Source organism: Pseudomonas benzenivorans (assembly GCF_033547155.1).
In the GTDB taxonomy this organism is placed as follows: Bacteria; Pseudomonadota; Gammaproteobacteria; order Pseudomonadales; family Pseudomonadaceae; genus Aquipseudomonas; species Aquipseudomonas benzenivorans_B.
This window is the reverse complement of record NZ_CP137892.1, coordinates 1,458,115-1,473,459: the sequence shown is the minus strand read 5'-3', so window position 1 is coordinate 1,473,459 and position 15,345 is coordinate 1,458,115. Positions and strand designations below refer to the sequence as shown.

Genomic DNA, 15,345 nt, shown 5'->3' with positions numbered 1-15,345 from the left:
ATAGTCCAGGGCCCACGGTCGCCGCCGGCGTCCGTCTTGACCTAGGCTTGCGCAGGGCCATAACGCAGGAGATCGCCCCCACATGCCCAGGCTCAGCGACGAGATCTACACCAAGCTGGTCAACGAGGAGGATGCGCGGGTCTGCACCGACATCCGCGAAGAGGCCTGCCGCGAGGTGCCCGGCAACTTCCTGGTGCTGATCCTCAGCCACTTCTTCAGCAAGCTGGGCGACGCCCTGGCCAACCCCAAGGTGGTACTGCCCTGGGTCATGGAGACGCTGCAGGCGCCGCTCTATCTGATCGGTTTTCTGGTGCCGATCCGCGAATCCGGTTCGCTGATTCCCCAGCTGCTGATCGCCAGCTATATCCGTGCGGTGCCCGTACGCAAGTGGGTGTGGGTCATCGGCAGCCTGGTGCAGGCCCTGGCCATCGGCGCAATCGGCCTGGTGACCTGGTCGCTGGAGGGTGCGGCGGCGGGCTGGGCGATCATCGGCCTGCTGGTGCTGTTCAGCCTGGCCCGCGGTCTGAGTTCGGTGGCGGCCAAGGACGTGCTCGGCAAGACCATCCCCAAGACCCGCCGCGGCCAGGTCAATGGCTGGTCGGCCAGCAGCGCCGGCCTGGTCACCGTCGGCCTGGCGCTGCTGTTGCTGTTGAGCGGCGCCGAGCGGCTGCCGCCCCAGGCCTATGGTCTGCTGCTGGCCGGAGCCGGACTGTTATGGCTGATCGCCGCGACGATCTACGCGCGCATCCGCGAATTACCGGGAGAGACCGAGGGCGGCGGCAATGCGCTGGTCGAGGCCGTAAAGCGCCTTGGCATCCTGCGCCGCGACGCCCCCTTCCGGCGCTTCGTCATCACCCGCGCGCTGCTGCTCTGCTCGGCCCTGACCGCACCCTACTACGTGGTGCTGGCACAACAGAGGCTCGGCTCGGCCGCGGCGACGCTGGGGCTGTTCATGCTCGCCAGCGGCGCCGCGAGCCTGCTCTCGGCGCCGCTCTGGGGCCGCTTCGCCGACCTCTCCAGCCGCCGGGTGATGATGCTCGCCGCCGTGCTGACGGCAACCCTGGGCCTGCTGGTCTATCTGCTCGATAGCCTGCGACCGGGCTGGCTGGCCCTCGGCTGGACGCTGCCGGCGCTGTACTTCGGCCTGAGCATCGCCCACCAGGGCGTGCGCATCGGCCGCAAGACCTATGTGGTGGACCTGGCCCAGGGCAATCGCCGCACGGACTATGTGGCCGTCAGCAACAGCCTGATCGGGGTGATCCTGCTGTTGCTGGGTTTCGCCGGCGCCCTCGGTGCGGTGCTGGCGGTCAGCCAGATCATCCTCCTGCTGTCGCTGCTCGGCGCCCTGGGCGCGCTGATGGCGCTGGGCCTGCCGGAAGTCGAGTGAAGCGGTGGATGGAGACTCAACGCCAGCGGGTGATCGTCGGCCACCTGAAACTTGAGGGGTGCCAGCGGCCGGCGGAGCGACTAAAATCCGCGCCTGACCTGCGCCTGCCTGTCCGCCATCGCCGCCGGCACGCGCGCCATTACGACCGCACAGACCGAGAGAACCGCATGGGCGCTCAGTGGAAAGCCAAACCTAAAGAAGCCGCCGCCAACGCCAGAGGCAAGATCTTCGGCCGGCTGGTGAAAGAAATCATGATCGCCGCGCGCAACGGCGCCGACCCGGACATGAACCCCAAGCTGCGCCTGGCCGTGCACCAGGCCAAGAAAGCCTCGATGCCCAAGGAAACCCTGGAGCGGGCGATCAAGAAAGGCGCGGGCCTGACCGGCGAGACCGTCAACTTCGAGCGCACCACCTACGAAGGCTTCGCCCCGCACCAGGTGCCGGTGATCGTCGAGTGCCTGACCGACAACGTCAACCGCACCGTGGCCGAGATCCGCGTGCTGTTCCGCAAGGGCCAACTCGGCGCCTCCGGCTCGGTGGCCTGGGATTTCGACCACGTCGGCCTGATCGAGGCCTCCAGCGACAGCGGCGCCGACCCGGAGCTGGCGGCGATCGAGGCCGGTGCCCAGGACTTCGATGTCGCCGATGACGACAACAGCCTGTTCATCACCGACCCGACCGACCTGGACGCCGTCAGCCGCGCCCTGCCGGAGCAGGGTTTCACCGTCAACTCGGCGCACCTGGGCTATCGCCCGAAGAACCCGGTGACCAACCTGACGCCCGAGCAGCGGGAAGAAGTCGAGGCCTTCCTCGAGGCCATCGACGGTCACGACGACGTGCAGAACGTCTACGTCGGCCTGGCCGGCTAAGGCCCTCCCTGCCCCGCGGACTAAGGCTGCGGGGCTCGGCCGCCCATCACCTCCTCGGCCCAGCTCAGGGCTGCAATCACCGTCGGAAAGCCGATGGTGCTGGTGAGCGCCAGCAGAGCGTGACGGACCTGCTCCGGACTCGCCCCCGCCTCCAGTGCCCGCCGGGCATGGCTGTGCACGGCGCCCTCGGAGCGGATCGCCGCCGCTGCGCCGAGCTGCACCAGCTGCACTTGGCGCTCGTCCAGCGGGCCGGCCTCGCGCACCGCCGCGCCGAGCGCCTCCACAGCGGCGAAGTAGTCCGGATGCTGCTGCTTGAAGCGACCATAGGTCTCGAGTTTCTTGTGCCTCTCCATAGGGGTCTCCCGGTTGTGGGCGCACCGCGCCGGCTCGAATGGGTCTCTTACAGGGTAGCCGTCCACCACGACGATGCCCCTGGCTCATCCCAAAAATGGAGCGACACAAGGCCGCCGTCACATTAAGCGGCGGAAAAAACGGCTAGAATGGCCGGCTGACGTATCGCAAGACACGGCACGCTTACAAGGACGTTGTTCATACAGGAGATTCACCGTGCACAAGCTTTTCACCCTGGGCGCTTGCCTGCTGCTGGGCGCCTGCGCCGGCACCCAGCAGGCGCACCAGCCGCACTCGGCAGATGCGGACAAGGCCCCCCTCGTCACCAGTACCCTGGAGGCCATCCACAACGCCGAGGCGATTCCCCTGCCGGTCAGAACCGGCCAGCCGTCCATGGCCTACGGCAGCTCGCTGTCCAATTACCGGGTCTATGCCCTGCACCTGAACAAGGGCGAGCGCTATCGCCTCGGCGTCAGCTCGCCGTGCCAGGACACCTGCCTGGGTATCGACAAGTTCGCCCTGAAGCCTCGGGCCCTGCTGCTGGACGCCAACGGCGCGGTGATCGCCAGCCAGGCCTCGGCCGGCGTCGGCCGGATGAGCCTCGGCTGGGACGGCGAGGCGCCGGAAGACGCGACCTACTACCTGCTGGTGGCGGCGGACAGCGACGACATCGGCAAGACCATCGTGATCGACGATGTATGGGTCAACAACTCGCCCTTGATGGCCGTGGAAACCGGCCTGCCCAATGCGCCGTTCGGCCGCATCGGCACCCCGGCCTCGCCATCGCTGGAGTGAGGCCGCCGATAGCCACTATCGGGGCGAATGATTTCTACCCGGCCCCATCGACCCCTAACCTGTGGGCATGCCGTTACCGCCGCCCATAGGTACCCCGATGAAACGCCCGATTGCCCTCGCCCTGCTCGCCCTCACCCTGGCCGGCTGCGCCACGCCGCGGGCAGCCGACGAGCGCCCCTACAGCGACGCCGAAATCAGGCAATTCTCCCTCGAACTGCTCAGCCGCAGCGGCCTGCCCTACGAGGACTACGAGAAGATTCGCCGCGCCCTGCTCGAACCCAAGCCGCGAGCGGGCCGCGCCCTCGCTGCGCCGCCCCAGGCACAGCCGAAACGTGGCTGAACCTACTCGCAGTGCAGCGCCTCCACCGGCTGCAGGCGCGCCGCCCGCCGTGCCGGGGCGATGCCGGCGAGTACGCCGATCAGTCCGGCCAGCAGCAATGCCAGCAACAGGAACAGCGGCTGCAGGCTGAGCGGCAGGCCGGGCACCAGCAGATGCAAGCCCCCCAGCAGCATCCCCATCAGCAACAGCCCCAGCACACCGCCGAGCAGCGATAGCAGCAGCGCCTCGCCGAGGAACAGGCCCAGCACCTGGCGCGGCGTGGCGCCGATGGCGCGCAGCAGGCCGATCTCCGCGGCGCGCTCGCCCACCGTGGTGGTCATGATGGTGAGGATGCCCACCGCCCCGACCAGCAGCGAGATGCCGCCGAGGGCGCCGATGGCCAGGCTAAGAATGGCGAGAATGCGGTCGAGGCTGCGCAGCATGTCGTCCTGGGTGGTGAGGCTGAAGTCCTCGACCCCATGGCGCTCGATCAGCACCCGGCGCACCCGCTCGCCGAGCGTCACCGCACGGGTGCCGCCATTGAACACCAGGTTGATCTTGGCCAGGCCATCGCGGTTGAACAGGCGCTGCGCCCAGTCCACCGGGATGTAGGCGATGTCGTCGATGTCGAAACCGAGCAGACGGCCCTTCTCCTCCATCACCCCGATCACCCGAAAGCGCATGCCGCCGACCCGGACCCGCTGTCCCAGCGGATTGGCATCGCCGAACAGCTCCTCGTGCAGGGTATGGCCGAGCACCACGTAGGGCGGCGAACGGCCGTCGCGCGGCTCCGGGAGGAATTCGCCCATGGCCAGCCGGAAGCGCCAGGCCTGGGCCATCTGGTGACCGCTGCCGAGGATGCCGATGCGCCGATCGAGGCGGCCGTACTGCACATCGCCATGCCCCTGGATGATCGGCACCACCGCCTCGACATGGGGCAGGCGGCGCAGCGCATCGGCATCGGCAATGCTCAGGGGGCGCACGCTGCCGAGCAGGCCGCCGAGGCCGGCGGTCTGGCTCCGCCCCGGGCGAATGGTCAGGTTGCGCGTGCCGAACTGGGCGAAGTTCTCCTGCACATAACCGCGCAAGCCCTCGCCGATGGCGGTGAGCAACGCCACCGCGGCGATGCCGATGGCCACGCCCAGCAGGGTCAACAGGCTGCGCAGCGGCCGGCTGAGCAGGGCCGAGCCGGTCAGTTTGAGGCCATCGTGAAACTGCATCAGTGCCCCCCTGCCAATGGCTGCAGGGCCGCCACCGGGGCCATGGCGGCGCCGCGACTCGCCGGTAGCCAGGCGAACAGCAATGCACTGGCCAGCGCCAGGGCCAAGGCCCCGAGCCGCGCCCACCAGGGCGCGTAAAGCGGCAGCTGCAGCAGCAGGCGCGCGCCCCACAGCAGCGCCTCGCCGAGCAGCAGGCCGGCCAGGGCCCCGCCCAGGGCCAGCAACGCCGCCTCGCCGAGAAACAGCAGGCGCACCTGCCCGGCCGTCGCCCCTATGGCCTTGAGCAGGCCAATCTCGGCGGTGCGCTGGCTGACCGAGATCCAGGTGACGTTCATGACCAGGATGCCGGCCACCAGCAGGCTGATGGCGGCGACCCCGGCGAGGGCCAGGGTCAGGGTCGCGAGGATGTCGTCGAAGGCGCCAAGCAGGCTGCCCTGGCTGATCAGGGTGACATCCTCCTCGCCGCCGTGACGGGCGCGCAGGGTGGCGAGGATCTGCGCGCGGCTGCTGGCCAGGAAGCTTGGTCCGCGAATCTCGACGAACGCGCGCAGCAGGCCCTCGCGGTTGAACAGCGCCTGGGCGTTGGCCAGCGGCATGATCAGCATCTCGTTGAAGTCCATGCCGAAGGACTCGCCGCGCGGCGCGAGGATACCGATCACCCGCAGGCGCCGGTCGCCGGCGCGCAGCCACTGGCCGAGGGCCGGCGCCGAACCGAACAGCTCGCGGCGCAGGCCGGCACCGATCACGCAGACCGCCTCGGCCTCGCCGTAGGCCAGCCGCGGCAGCGCCTGGCCCTGGGCCACCCGCAGCTGGCGAATGGCGAAGAAGTCGCGGCTGGTGCCCAGGACCAGGACCTCGCGGCTGCGATTGCCGGCACTGACCTGCAGCTGGCCGGCCTGCTGCGGCGCGACCCGCCGCACCTGAGGCAGGCGAGCGATGGCGCGGGCGTCGCCGGCGGTCAGCTCACGCGGCGACAAACCGGTGATCGGCGGCATGCCGCCGGTGGTCTCGTTGCGTCCGGGCAGGACGATCAGGGTATTGCGCCCCAGGCTGGCGAACTCCTGGACCACGAAGGCCCGCGCGCCCTCGCCCAGGCCGGTGAGCAGGACCACCGCGAGCACGCCGATGCCCACCGCCAGCAGCAGCATCAGGCTGCGCGAGCGATGCCCGCGCAGGGCACCGAGCCACAGCTGCACGGCATCGACGGCGCGCATCAGGCCGGCTCCCGCTGAGCCTCGTGAACCCGGCGGCCGTCGCACAGGCGCAGCTGGCGCCGCGCGCGGGCCGCGTGCCGGGCATCATGGGTCACCACGATCAGGGTCAGGCCCTCGGCATTGAGCGCCTCGAGCAGGGCGAACACCTCTTCGCCGGCGTGGCTGTCGAGGTTGCCGGTGGGCTCATCGGCCAGCAGCAGCTGCGGCTGCATGGCCACGGCCCGGGCGATCGCCACCCGCTGGCGCTGGCCGCCGGACAGCTCGCCCGGGCGATGCCCCAGGCGCTCGGCCAGGCCCAGGCGCTCGGCCAGCTGGAGGCTGCGCTGACGGCGCGGCTTCGCCTCGATGCCGGCCAGGAGCATCGGCAACTCGATGTTCTCCAGCACGCTCAGGCGCGGAATCAGGTGGTAGGACTGGAACACGAAACCTATCCAGCGGCTGCGCAACTCGGCGCGGCGCGCCTCGCTGAGCGCCGCCGTGGCCTCGCCGTTGAGCCAGTATTCGCCGCCGTCCGGGGCATCCAGCAGGCCGAGGATGTTGAGCAGGGTCGACTTGCCCGAGCCGGACGGCCCCATCACCGCCAGGTAGTCGCCGGCGGCGACCTCCAGCTCCAGCCCGTCGAGGCCGACCACGGGTTGCTCGCCCACCTGGAAACGGCGGGTCAGACCGCTCAGGCGGATCATCGCCGCGACTCCGGCTGATCCGCCGAGATCACCGCGATACCGTCCTCGAGTCCTTCCTGGTCGAGGCTGGCGAGGATCCGCTCGCCCTCCTGCAGGCCGCCGAGCACCTCGGTCCAGCGCCAGTTGGCCAGCCCGGTATTCAGGGCCACCTCGCGCAGCATTCCGGTCGCGGGGTCGTAGCGCAGTACCCGGCGCCCCTCCAACAGGGTCTCGGTGGGGATGCGCAGGCCACCGGCACTCTGCTCCAGGAGGATTTCCACATCGGCGCTGTAGCCGGTCAGCAGGGTCACATCCACCGGCAGCTGGACGAAGCGCACCTCGACATCGACGGTACGCGCCTGCTTCTCCAATTCGCGGACGAAGGGCGCGATGCGGCTCACCTGGCCGGCGAAGGTGCGCCCGCGGAAAGCGTCCAGGCTGATGCGCACCGGCATGCCGATGCGCACGCGACCGGCGTCCACCTCGTCGATCGGTGCGTCCACATAGAGGCAGCTGTCGTCGATCAGGTCCACCGCAGGCGGAGTCGGGATGCCCGGCGGCGAGGGCGTGACGTACTCGCCCAGCTCACCGTTGATCTGCGCCACCGTGCCGGAGAAAGGCGCCCGCAGGTTGGCCTGGTCGAGCAAGGAACGTTGCAGTGCCAGATTGGCATCGGCCTCGCGGATCGACGCGGCGCTGGAGGTACAGGCCAGTTGCGCCAGGCGGGCGCGGGTCTCGGCCTGGTCGAGGCGATCGGCGGCCAGCAGCTTGCGCGCGGCCAGGCGCTCCAGGCGCTGCAGGTCGCGCTGATCGAGCTTGGCCTGACGACAGGATTGCTCGCGGGCGTTGCGCTTGGCCTCCAGGCGCGCCTCGGCTTCCTGCACCCGGGCCAGGCGATCATCCTGGCGCAGGCGCATCAGCACCTGGCCCGCCTCGACCCGCTGCCCCTCGTCGACCAGCAGCTCGCTGACCTGGCCGCCGATATTGAACGACAGGTGCGAACGCCGGCAGGACTTCAGGGTGCCGGCGCGGGTATTGGCCACCAGGGTCTCCACCGGTCCGCGCTCCACCGCCACCAACTGCACGGGCATGGGCTGGGGACGCCCCCACCACCAGCCGACTGCCAAAAAACAGGCAACAACCACAAGACCTATCGACAGACTGCGCATGTGTGCCTCTATTTTGACACTGTCATCCTGAGCCTAGGACAGCCCCCCTCGGATTCAATGGCGCCTTTCTGCAGTTGGTCGCCTGATAATTGTTCTTAGTCTCGATAGGCCGCCGGGCAGCCGCCCACTGGGGGAGGGTTCGGCGCCCGGAGAGGTCTAGAGCAGGGCCTTGGCAGCCAGGGCCGCGGCCACCCCGACCAGCAGGAGCACCAGCAACACCAGAGCGGTCGAGGACAGCCCGTGCTGTTTCGCCCCGAGCGGCTCGACGGGCGTCTCGGCGGCCTTGGCCTGGGCCACCGCACGCAATGGGTTGAGGCTCGCGGCCCGAGGCACTGCGGGCTTGCTCGTGAGCGGCTTGGGCAGATCGATGGCACGCACGAACTGGGTGGCATCCTCGTCCTCGACCGGCGCCACCGTGACCTTGGGGCCGATCACCAGCAGGCTCACCGAGCCCATCTTCACCTGGTCGCCGGGCTGCAGCACCGCCGTCGACACCTTCTGCTGGTTGACCAGTACCCCGTTGGCCGAGGCCAGGTCCTTGACCTCCAGCACGTCGTCCTTGAGGAAGAACTCGCAGTGCCGGCGCGACAGCTCCGGGTCGCTGAAGCTCAGTTCGCACTTGACCGAGCGGCCGAAGGTCATGGAGCCGTGGACATGAAACTTCTTGCCCTGGTGCTCGCCCTTGATCACCTGGAGGAACCAGCGCGGCGCCGTTTCGATCCGGGGCCGAGCCTGCGCCGGGTCGAGCAGCACCAGCTCCAGGGCGCCCAGGCGCACCCGGTCGTTGGCCCGCAGCTGGTAGCGCGCGCCGATACGCTCGTCGTTGACGAAGGTGCCGGTCTGGCTGCCGTAGTCGGTGAGGTAGTAGTAGCCATGGTCCTGGCGCACTTCGGCATGGAAAGCGGCGATCTGGGCGTCGTCCAGCACCAGGTCGTTGCGGCTGTCCTGGCCGATGCTGAAGCGCTCATCCGTCAGCCAGATGGGCGCCTGGCGGTTGTCGCTGAAGTGGACTCTGAGCATGTTGCCTACTGCCTCGCGAATGAGACGGGGACGCCAGGCCGGACCGCCGCAGCTGCGGCAACCGGGCCCGACGTAGTCACGGGTTGAAGATGTTGTTCCACAGCCGCTTGATCGGGTTCTGCCCGTCCCGCCGGCCCGCGCCCGAGGTCGTCTGGCGGCGCGGAGCCTGGGCCAGGCGCACGCGTCGCTCATGGTTGTCATAGAGTTTTAGCAGGGTTTCGTTGGCCGGCTCCACTTCCAGTCCGTGCTTGATGTACTCCAGCGCCAAGGCATGTTCGCGCCGGTCATAGGCCCGCTCGCTCTGCTCGATGAAGCGCTGCACCACGCGGCTGAGGCCAGCCAGGGCGAGCAGGTTGTCCGGCTCCCAGGCGAGCACGCGGCGGAAGTAGAAGGTCGCGCTGTCATCCTCGGGCAGCAGCAGGCGGTTCTCCGCGATGCGCTCATCGGCCAGCGCCAGGTAGCCGGCGATGCGGGCCTGCAACACCCGCTGCAGGCCATCCAGGGCCTGGGCGTTGTCCTCATCCAGGGCCAGGGCCTGGCGGAACCAGTAGTCGGCGTTGTCCTGGGCCGGTTCCTGCAGGCGCCCCTCGCCCAGGCGTTGCTCGGCGCGGGCCAGGTAATCGCCCAACTGCACCTGGCGGTAGCCGTAGTAGCCCGCCCCACTCGCCCCGGCGAGCAGCAGCATGCCGAGCACGGCCCAGGCCAGGTGCTTGCGCCAGGCGTCCATGGGCGCGCCGCGGCGGCCTCTGTCCGGCCGCACGAGCGGGGCACTGAGACTGCTGTCGCCAGATTCTTGGGCCACTTCCTCCAGGCTCGCCAGCAACACCCGGCAATCGGCGAAGCGTTCGTCCGGGTCCTTGGCCAGCATGCGCGCGAGCAGCCACTGATAGGGCTGCAGCGGAGACGGCAGCGACGGCGGCTCCATCTGCAGGTGGTTCATCACGGTCTGGGTGTAGTTGGCGCCGCGAAAAGGGTTATCGCCACTGAGCATCTCCAGCAGGATCACCCCGAGGCTGTAGATGTCGCTGCGCGCATCCAGTGGCTGGCATTGCGCCTGTTCCGGGCTGCTGTAGGCCGGGCTGCCGACGGCAATGCCGGCCTGGGTGAGGTCCTGATCGAACGTGACCTGCTTGGCCACGCCAAAATCGCTGAGCACCGCGGTGCCGTCGTCGCGAAAGAGGATGTTGGCCGGCTTGATGTCGCGGTGCACCAGGCCGCTGTCGTGGACCACGGCCAGGGCGCTGGCGATCTGCCGGACGATGCGCAGCGCCTGGGCGGGGGCGAAGCGCTGGCCCTTGTACTGGGCCAGGTCGCCGCCGGGAACGAACTCCATGGCCAGGTAGTGGCGGCCATCGGCGAGCCGGTCGATGTCATGGATGGTGATGATCGAGGGGTGATGCAGCGAGGCCAGCAGGTGGCCTTCCTTGATGAAGCGCTGGCCGAACGCCTGGTCCGCGCTGCTGAGCAACACCTTCACCGCGACCTTGCGCTGCAACGACAACTGGGTGGCCAGGTAGACCTCGGCCATGCCGCCCTTGCCGAGGCGGCCATGAACCCGGTAACCGGGTATCTCGAGCAGATCTTCTGTCATGACGGCAATCAGCTTTTCAACGGTTTGAACAGCCGGCTGAGCAAACCGCGCGGCTCCGTGGTCGCAAGCGCTTGGCCCGGCTCGGTCGGCGCGCAGCCCAGCACGATGCAGGAAATATTGTCATGGCCCCCTTGACCGTTGGCCTGAGCGATCAAGGTCGCCACCAGTTCGTCCAGGGTAGCCGCGGTGGCGCACTGCTGCTGGATCTGCCCGTCGTCCAGCTCACCGCTCAGGCCGTCGCTGCACAGCAGCAGCAGCTCGTGCGCACGCAGCCGCCCCCGCGCCAGGCCGATCTCCAGGCTCTGGTCCTCACGTCCCAGGCACTGGAAGATCACCCCGCGCTGGGGATGGCAGCGCGCCTCGGCCTCGCTCATCTGGCCGGCGTCGATCATCGCCTGGACCCAGCTGTGGTCGTGGCTCAGGCGCTCGATGGCGGTGGCGTCGACGCGATAGGCGCGACTGTCGCCAACCCAGGCGATCTGGAAATCGCTATCGCTGAAACGCACGGCGACCAGCGTGGTGCCCATGCCACGGCATTCGGCATCGGCCTCGGCGGCGGCCAGCACGGCGGCATTGGCCGCATGCACCGCGGCGCTCAAATCCTCGCCCGCCGTACAGGCCGCAGCCAGCGCCTGCAGCGCCAGGGCGCTGGCCACCTCGCCCCGCCTATGCCCGCCCATGCCGTCGGCGACGGCCCACAGGCCCAGTTCCGGACAACAGAGCAGGGCGTCCTCGTTGTGCCCGCGCACCAGGCCGACATCGGTGGCCGCCGCATATACCAGGGGCTGTTGGTTGCTGGTCATCGACATGCCTGCTGCTTTCACCTCATGCGCCATGCGGCCGGGTCAGGACCACTGCTCGCATGATGCGACTGTGCCGCGAAACTGTCATCGGCTCGGGCGTTTTTTCCAGCGAAGTGTTAACCAGTCGAGCGAAAACGGGCGGCGGCGTCCGGCCCACGCGCCTGCCGCACTGGCGGCGCCACGGGGCCCTGGGCCAGGCGGCCGGGTTCACCGAGATAAGCCTCGAAGGCGGTGATAGCACTTTGCCAAGACTTTATTCTTGCCAGACCGGGGAAAAGCTCTGCATCCTTATCGAAGCCGCTCAGCCCACAACAACTATAAGCCCCCGGCCATGTCCAAGCTCATCCCGCAGCTGCTCAAGCGCCTGCGCCAAGACTTCCAGCTATCCATCATCACCCTGATGGGGTTGTTCGGCATCCTGGCCATCTCGCCCTACGCCCTGTACCGGCTGGAAGAAGGCAACTATCTGGTCAGCCTCGCCGACACCGTCATCGTGCTGTCGACCATACTCGCCGTGCTCTACGCCTGGCGCAGCGGCGACACGGTGAAGCCGGGGGTCTTCCTCTCGGCGGTCTTCTCCACCGGCGCCACGCTGATCGCCATCAACCTCGGCGTCAACGGCCTGTTCTGGATCTATCCGCTGATCCTCTTCAACTTCTTCATGGTCTCCCCCGGCAAGGCCATGATCGCCATGTTGCTGGTGCTGACAGCCCTGGTCGGCCATGCGTTGCTGGTGCCCGGCACGGTGTTCGAGAGCAACTACCAGATGGTCTCCTTCCTGGTCACCGGCCTGATGGCCAGCGTACTGACCTACATCTTCGCCTTTCGCACCCGCAGCCAGCGCGATCAGCTGCAGCTCCTGGCGAGTCAGGACCCGCTGACCGGCGCGCGCAATCGGCGAGAGATGAACAAGGAGCTGCGGATCGCCGTGTCCACCCACCGCCGCCACGGCAACAGCTACGGCGTGCTGGTGATGGACCTGGATCACTTCAAGCAGATCAACGACAGGTTCGGTCACCCCGCCGGCGACCAGGTGCTGGTGGACTTCGTCGAGCTGATCCAGCAGTCCTCGCGCCAGGAGAATCGTCTGTTCCGCTTCGGCGGCGAAGAGTTCCTCCTGCTGCTGCCCAATACCGACGAGGCGGGCCTGCGCGCCGCCGCCGCCCACCTGCAAGACCAGGTCAGGGCGCGGCTGCGCGGGCCGGGCGGGCCGGTGACCATGTCGGTGGGCGGGGCCATCCTGCGCGACGGCGAACCCTGGGACGGTTGGTTGCAACGGGCCGACCAGTACCTGTACCGGGCGAAACACGCCGGGCGCAATCTCAGCATCGTCGAGGCAGAAGCCAGCTTCCCGCTCGCCTAGAGCCGAGTCCCGTCGCCCCTTTGCCTCCACAGAGACCGATGCCGGAAAGCGGCAGACAAGGCGCTGTAACAAGTCGTCCCGTGCCGGGTCTACAGATCGAATCCTTGTGTAGAGAACCACCATGAAACGACGCGCCCTACTCCAAGGCATGGTCCTCCTTCCGGCCTTACCGTTACTGGCCAGCCAGGCCTCTTTCAGCCTGGCCGAAACGAAAGCGGCTGGCGCCACCGTAGTCCCTCTGGACAAAGCACACAGCGCCTGGCGCGAGCTGCTGACGCCGGCCGCCTATGCGGTGCTGTTCGAGGAGGACACCGAACGCCCCGGCAGCAGCCCGCTGAACCATGAGAAGCGCCCCGGCACCTATATCTGCGCCGCCTGCTACCTGCCGCTGTTCGACAGCCGGCACAAGTACGAAAGCGGCACCGGCTGGCCGAGCTTCACCCAGGCCATCGAGGGGCACACGGGCTTCAAGCGCGACTTCAAGCTGATCTTCCCGCGCACCGAATACCACTGTGCCCGCTGCGGTGGCCACCAGGGCCATCTGTTCGACGACGGCCCGGCGCCACGGGGCGAACGCTGGTGCAACAACGGCGTGGCCCTGCGCTTCATTCCTGAAGACGAAAGCCTGCCCGAGCTGAGGAGCTGAACATGAGCGCGACTTATCCTCACCGCGCCGCTTTCGGCGCCCTGGCCGCAACGCTGCTGGCCGCCTTGCTGCTGAGCGCCTGCAAGCCGGGCACCCCGGCGGTGCAACAGGCGCACGCCGGCCCGGCGACCGAGCTCGCTCCGGCGGAACAGGGCGTGGCGGTGTTCGCCGGCGGCTGCTTCTGGTGCACCGAGGCGGACTTCGACAAGCTGCCCGGGGTGATCGCCACCACCTCCGGCTACACCGGCGGTCACGTGGCCAACCCCAGTTACCAGCAGGTCTCCGCCGGTGGCACCGGGCATACCGAGGCCGTGCGGGTCGAATACGACCCAAGCAAGACCAGCTACGCCGAGCTGCTCGAGGCGTTCTGGCCGACCATCGACCCGCTGACGGCCAACGCCCAGTTCTGCGACCACGGCTCGCAATACCGTAGCGCGATCTTCTACGCCACGCCCGAGGAGAAGGCCCTGGCCGAAGCCTCGAAGGCGGCCCTGCAGGCCTCGGGACGCTTCGACCAACCGATCGTCACCGAGCTACTGCCCGCCACGACCTTCTACCCGGCCGAGGACTATCACCAGGACTACCACCAGAAGAACCCGCTGCGCTACACCTACTACCGCCACGGCTGTGGCCGCGACGCGCGCCTGGAACAGCTCTGGGGCAAGCAGCCCTGAAGCCCAGCTAGAGACTCACGGCCGCCCGCACCTGGCGCGCGGCCTTGGCAAAAGCGGGCAGGCCCTGCAACTGGGCCTCGATCTGCTCGATGATGTAGGCGCCGATGGGAATGGCCGAGGTCGCCGCCGGCGACGGCGCGTTGCACACGTTGACGCTGCGCCGGGTGTTGCGGAACAGGAAGTCCTCGATCAGCTTGCCGTCCCTGGACACCGCCTGCGCGCGGACGCCGGCCGGATAGGGCTGCAGGTCCTGCACGCCCAGGCTGGGGCAGTACTTGCGCACCTGCTGCAGGTAGCCGCGCTTGAACAGCGAATTCTTCATCTCCACCAACCCCGGGCGCAGGTTGTCCCTGAGCACCCGGCGAATGCCCGCATCGCCGAGCATGGCCCAGGTGTCGGCCAGGGAGATGTCGCGCTTGCGGTAGCCCTCACGCTTGAGCGCCAGCACCGCGTTCGGCCCGACCGTGACACTGCCGTCGATCATCCGCGTCAGGTGCACGCCGAGAAACGGCATGGACGGATCGGGAATCGGGTAGATCAGGTGGTTGACGATGCGGTTGTGCCGCGCCGGCAGCTGGTAGTACTCGCCGCGAAACGGGCAGATGCTGAAACCCGGATCGAGCCCGAGCATACGCACCAGCCGATCGGCCATCAGCCCCGAGCAACTGACCATGAACCGCGCGCAGAAGGTGCCCAACCGGGTATGCACCCGCAGCTCGGTGGCCAGCTCCTCGAGGCCGGTGACCTCGGCGCCGTAGCGAATCTCGCCGCCGTGCCTCTGGAACTCGCGGGCCATGGCCGCGGTGACCTCGGCGTAGTTCACGATACCGCTGGAAGGCACGAAGATGCCGCCGAGGCCGCTGATGTTCGGCTCGCGCTCCTTGAGCTGCCCGGCGCTCAGCCACTCCCGCTGCAGGCCGTTGGCCGCGGTGCGTTCCCACAAGGCGCGCATGCGCTGCATCTCCAGCTCGTTGGTGGCGACCAGCAACTTGCCGCACTCGTCGTAGGCGATGCCCTGCTCGTCGCAGAATGCCTTGGTGGCGCGATTGCCGGCCAGGCAGAACCGGGCCTTGAGGCTGCCGGGGCTGTAGTAGACCCCGGCATGGATCACCCCGCTGTTGTGCCCGGTCTGGTGCCGGGCCGGTCCCGACTCTTTCTCCAGCAGCAGGATGCTGGCCTCTGGGTAGGCCCTGATCAGCTGCATGGCGGTGGACATGCCGACGATGCCCCCGCCGATAATCACGAAATCGTACACGGCGCTT

16 protein-coding genes are annotated in these 15,345 nt (G+C 68.4%); 7 read left to right on the top strand and 9 right to left on the bottom strand.

The window, feature by feature from the left end; genetic code table 11:
- The first annotated feature begins 82 nt into the window (after window positions 1-82).
- Both SBP02_RS06840 and SBP02_RS06835 read left to right on the top strand, forming a co-directional pair.
- Window positions 83-1,387 carry an MFS transporter gene (locus SBP02_RS06840; protein WP_318645644.1) on the top strand — a complete coding sequence of 435 codons (1,305 nt, stop codon included), beginning with the start codon at window positions 83-85 and terminating at the stop codon, window positions 1,385-1,387.
- A gap of 167 nt (window positions 1,388-1,554) precedes the next feature.
- Entirely contained in the window at window positions 1,555-2,256 is a 702-nt protein-coding gene (locus SBP02_RS06835; RefSeq protein WP_318645643.1) for a YebC/PmpR family DNA-binding transcriptional regulator, read from the top strand.
- A gap of 20 nt (window positions 2,257-2,276) precedes the next feature.
- Here SBP02_RS06835 and SBP02_RS06830 read toward each other — a convergent pair whose 3' ends face one another.
- Window positions 2,277-2,609 (bottom strand): carboxymuconolactone decarboxylase family protein, encoded by a 333-nt coding sequence (locus SBP02_RS06830; RefSeq protein WP_318645642.1) that lies wholly within the window; start codon window positions 2,607-2,609, stop codon window positions 2,277-2,279.
- Between the two features lie 214 nt (window positions 2,610-2,823).
- On the opposite strand from SBP02_RS06830, the gene SBP02_RS06825 reads away from it, so the two are divergent.
- Window positions 2,824-3,402, top strand: coding sequence for a hypothetical protein (locus tag SBP02_RS06825; protein WP_318645641.1), 579 nt, complete (start codon window positions 2,824-2,826; stop codon window positions 3,400-3,402).
- Between the two features lie 97 nt (window positions 3,403-3,499).
- Window positions 3,500-3,742, top strand: coding sequence for a lipoprotein (locus SBP02_RS06820; RefSeq protein ID WP_318645640.1), 243 nt, complete (start codon window positions 3,500-3,502; stop codon window positions 3,740-3,742).
- A 2-nt stretch (window positions 3,743-3,744) separates the two neighbouring features.
- On the opposite strand, the gene SBP02_RS06815 is transcribed toward SBP02_RS06820, so the two are convergent.
- The 7 genes from SBP02_RS06815 to SBP02_RS06785 form a co-directional block, all read right to left on the bottom strand.
- Complete coding sequence (locus SBP02_RS06815) at window positions 3,745-4,941, bottom strand: ABC transporter permease (RefSeq protein WP_318645639.1); 1,197 nt, start codon at window positions 4,939-4,941, stop codon at window positions 3,745-3,747.
- Window positions 4,941-6,155, bottom strand: a complete 1,215-nt coding sequence (locus SBP02_RS06810; RefSeq protein WP_318645638.1) for an ABC transporter permease — start codon at window positions 6,153-6,155, stop codon at window positions 4,941-4,943. Before SBP02_RS06810 ends, SBP02_RS06815 begins: the two co-directional genes overlap by 1 nt.
- Complete coding sequence (locus tag SBP02_RS06805) at window positions 6,155-6,838, bottom strand: ABC transporter ATP-binding protein (RefSeq protein WP_318645637.1); 684 nt, start codon at window positions 6,836-6,838, stop codon at window positions 6,155-6,157. The genes SBP02_RS06810 and SBP02_RS06805 overlap by 1 nt, the downstream gene beginning before the upstream one ends.
- Window positions 6,835-7,986, bottom strand: a complete 1,152-nt coding sequence (locus tag SBP02_RS06800) for an efflux RND transporter periplasmic adaptor subunit (RefSeq protein ID WP_318645636.1) — start codon at window positions 7,984-7,986, stop codon at window positions 6,835-6,837. Before SBP02_RS06800 ends, SBP02_RS06805 begins: the two co-directional genes overlap by 4 nt.
- A gap of 156 nt (window positions 7,987-8,142) precedes the next feature.
- Window positions 8,143-9,006, bottom strand: a complete 864-nt coding sequence (locus SBP02_RS06795) for an FHA domain-containing protein (RefSeq protein ID WP_318645635.1) — start codon at window positions 9,004-9,006, stop codon at window positions 8,143-8,145.
- Window positions 9,007-9,082: 76 nt separating this feature from the next.
- Complete coding sequence (locus tag SBP02_RS06790; protein WP_318645634.1) at window positions 9,083-10,597, bottom strand: serine/threonine-protein kinase; 1,515 nt, start codon at window positions 10,595-10,597, stop codon at window positions 9,083-9,085.
- Window positions 10,598-10,605: 8 nt separating this feature from the next.
- A complete protein-coding gene (locus SBP02_RS06785) occupies window positions 10,606-11,406 on the bottom strand; it encodes a PP2C family protein-serine/threonine phosphatase (protein WP_369959663.1) in 801 nt (266 codons plus the stop codon).
- A gap of 325 nt (window positions 11,407-11,731) precedes the next feature.
- Between SBP02_RS06785 and SBP02_RS06780 the strand changes: the two genes are divergently transcribed.
- The 3 genes from SBP02_RS06780 (at window position 11,732) to msrA (ending at window position 14,083) form a co-directional block, all read left to right on the top strand.
- The gene (locus tag SBP02_RS06780) at window positions 11,732-12,763 is read left to right on the top strand and encodes a GGDEF domain-containing protein (protein ID WP_318645632.1); all 1,032 of its coding nucleotides are present in this window, start codon (window positions 11,732-11,734) and stop codon (window positions 12,761-12,763) included.
- A 121-nt stretch (window positions 12,764-12,884) separates the two neighbouring features.
- On the top strand, window positions 12,885-13,409 hold the full coding sequence (gene msrB, locus SBP02_RS06775; RefSeq protein ID WP_318645631.1) for a peptide-methionine (R)-S-oxide reductase MsrB: 525 nt from the start codon (window positions 12,885-12,887) through the stop codon (window positions 13,407-13,409).
- A 2-nt stretch (window positions 13,410-13,411) separates the two neighbouring features.
- Window positions 13,412-14,083, top strand: coding sequence for a peptide-methionine (S)-S-oxide reductase MsrA (gene msrA, locus SBP02_RS06770; RefSeq protein ID WP_318645630.1), 672 nt, complete (start codon window positions 13,412-13,414; stop codon window positions 14,081-14,083).
- A gap of 7 nt (window positions 14,084-14,090) precedes the next feature.
- Here the strand turns inward: msrA and lhgO are convergent, their stop codons facing one another.
- Window positions 14,091-15,338 carry an L-2-hydroxyglutarate oxidase gene (lhgO, locus tag SBP02_RS06765; RefSeq protein ID WP_318645629.1) on the bottom strand — a complete coding sequence of 416 codons (1,248 nt, stop codon included), beginning with the start codon at window positions 15,336-15,338 and terminating at the stop codon, window positions 14,091-14,093.
- Window positions 15,339-15,345: the final 7 nt, after the last annotated feature.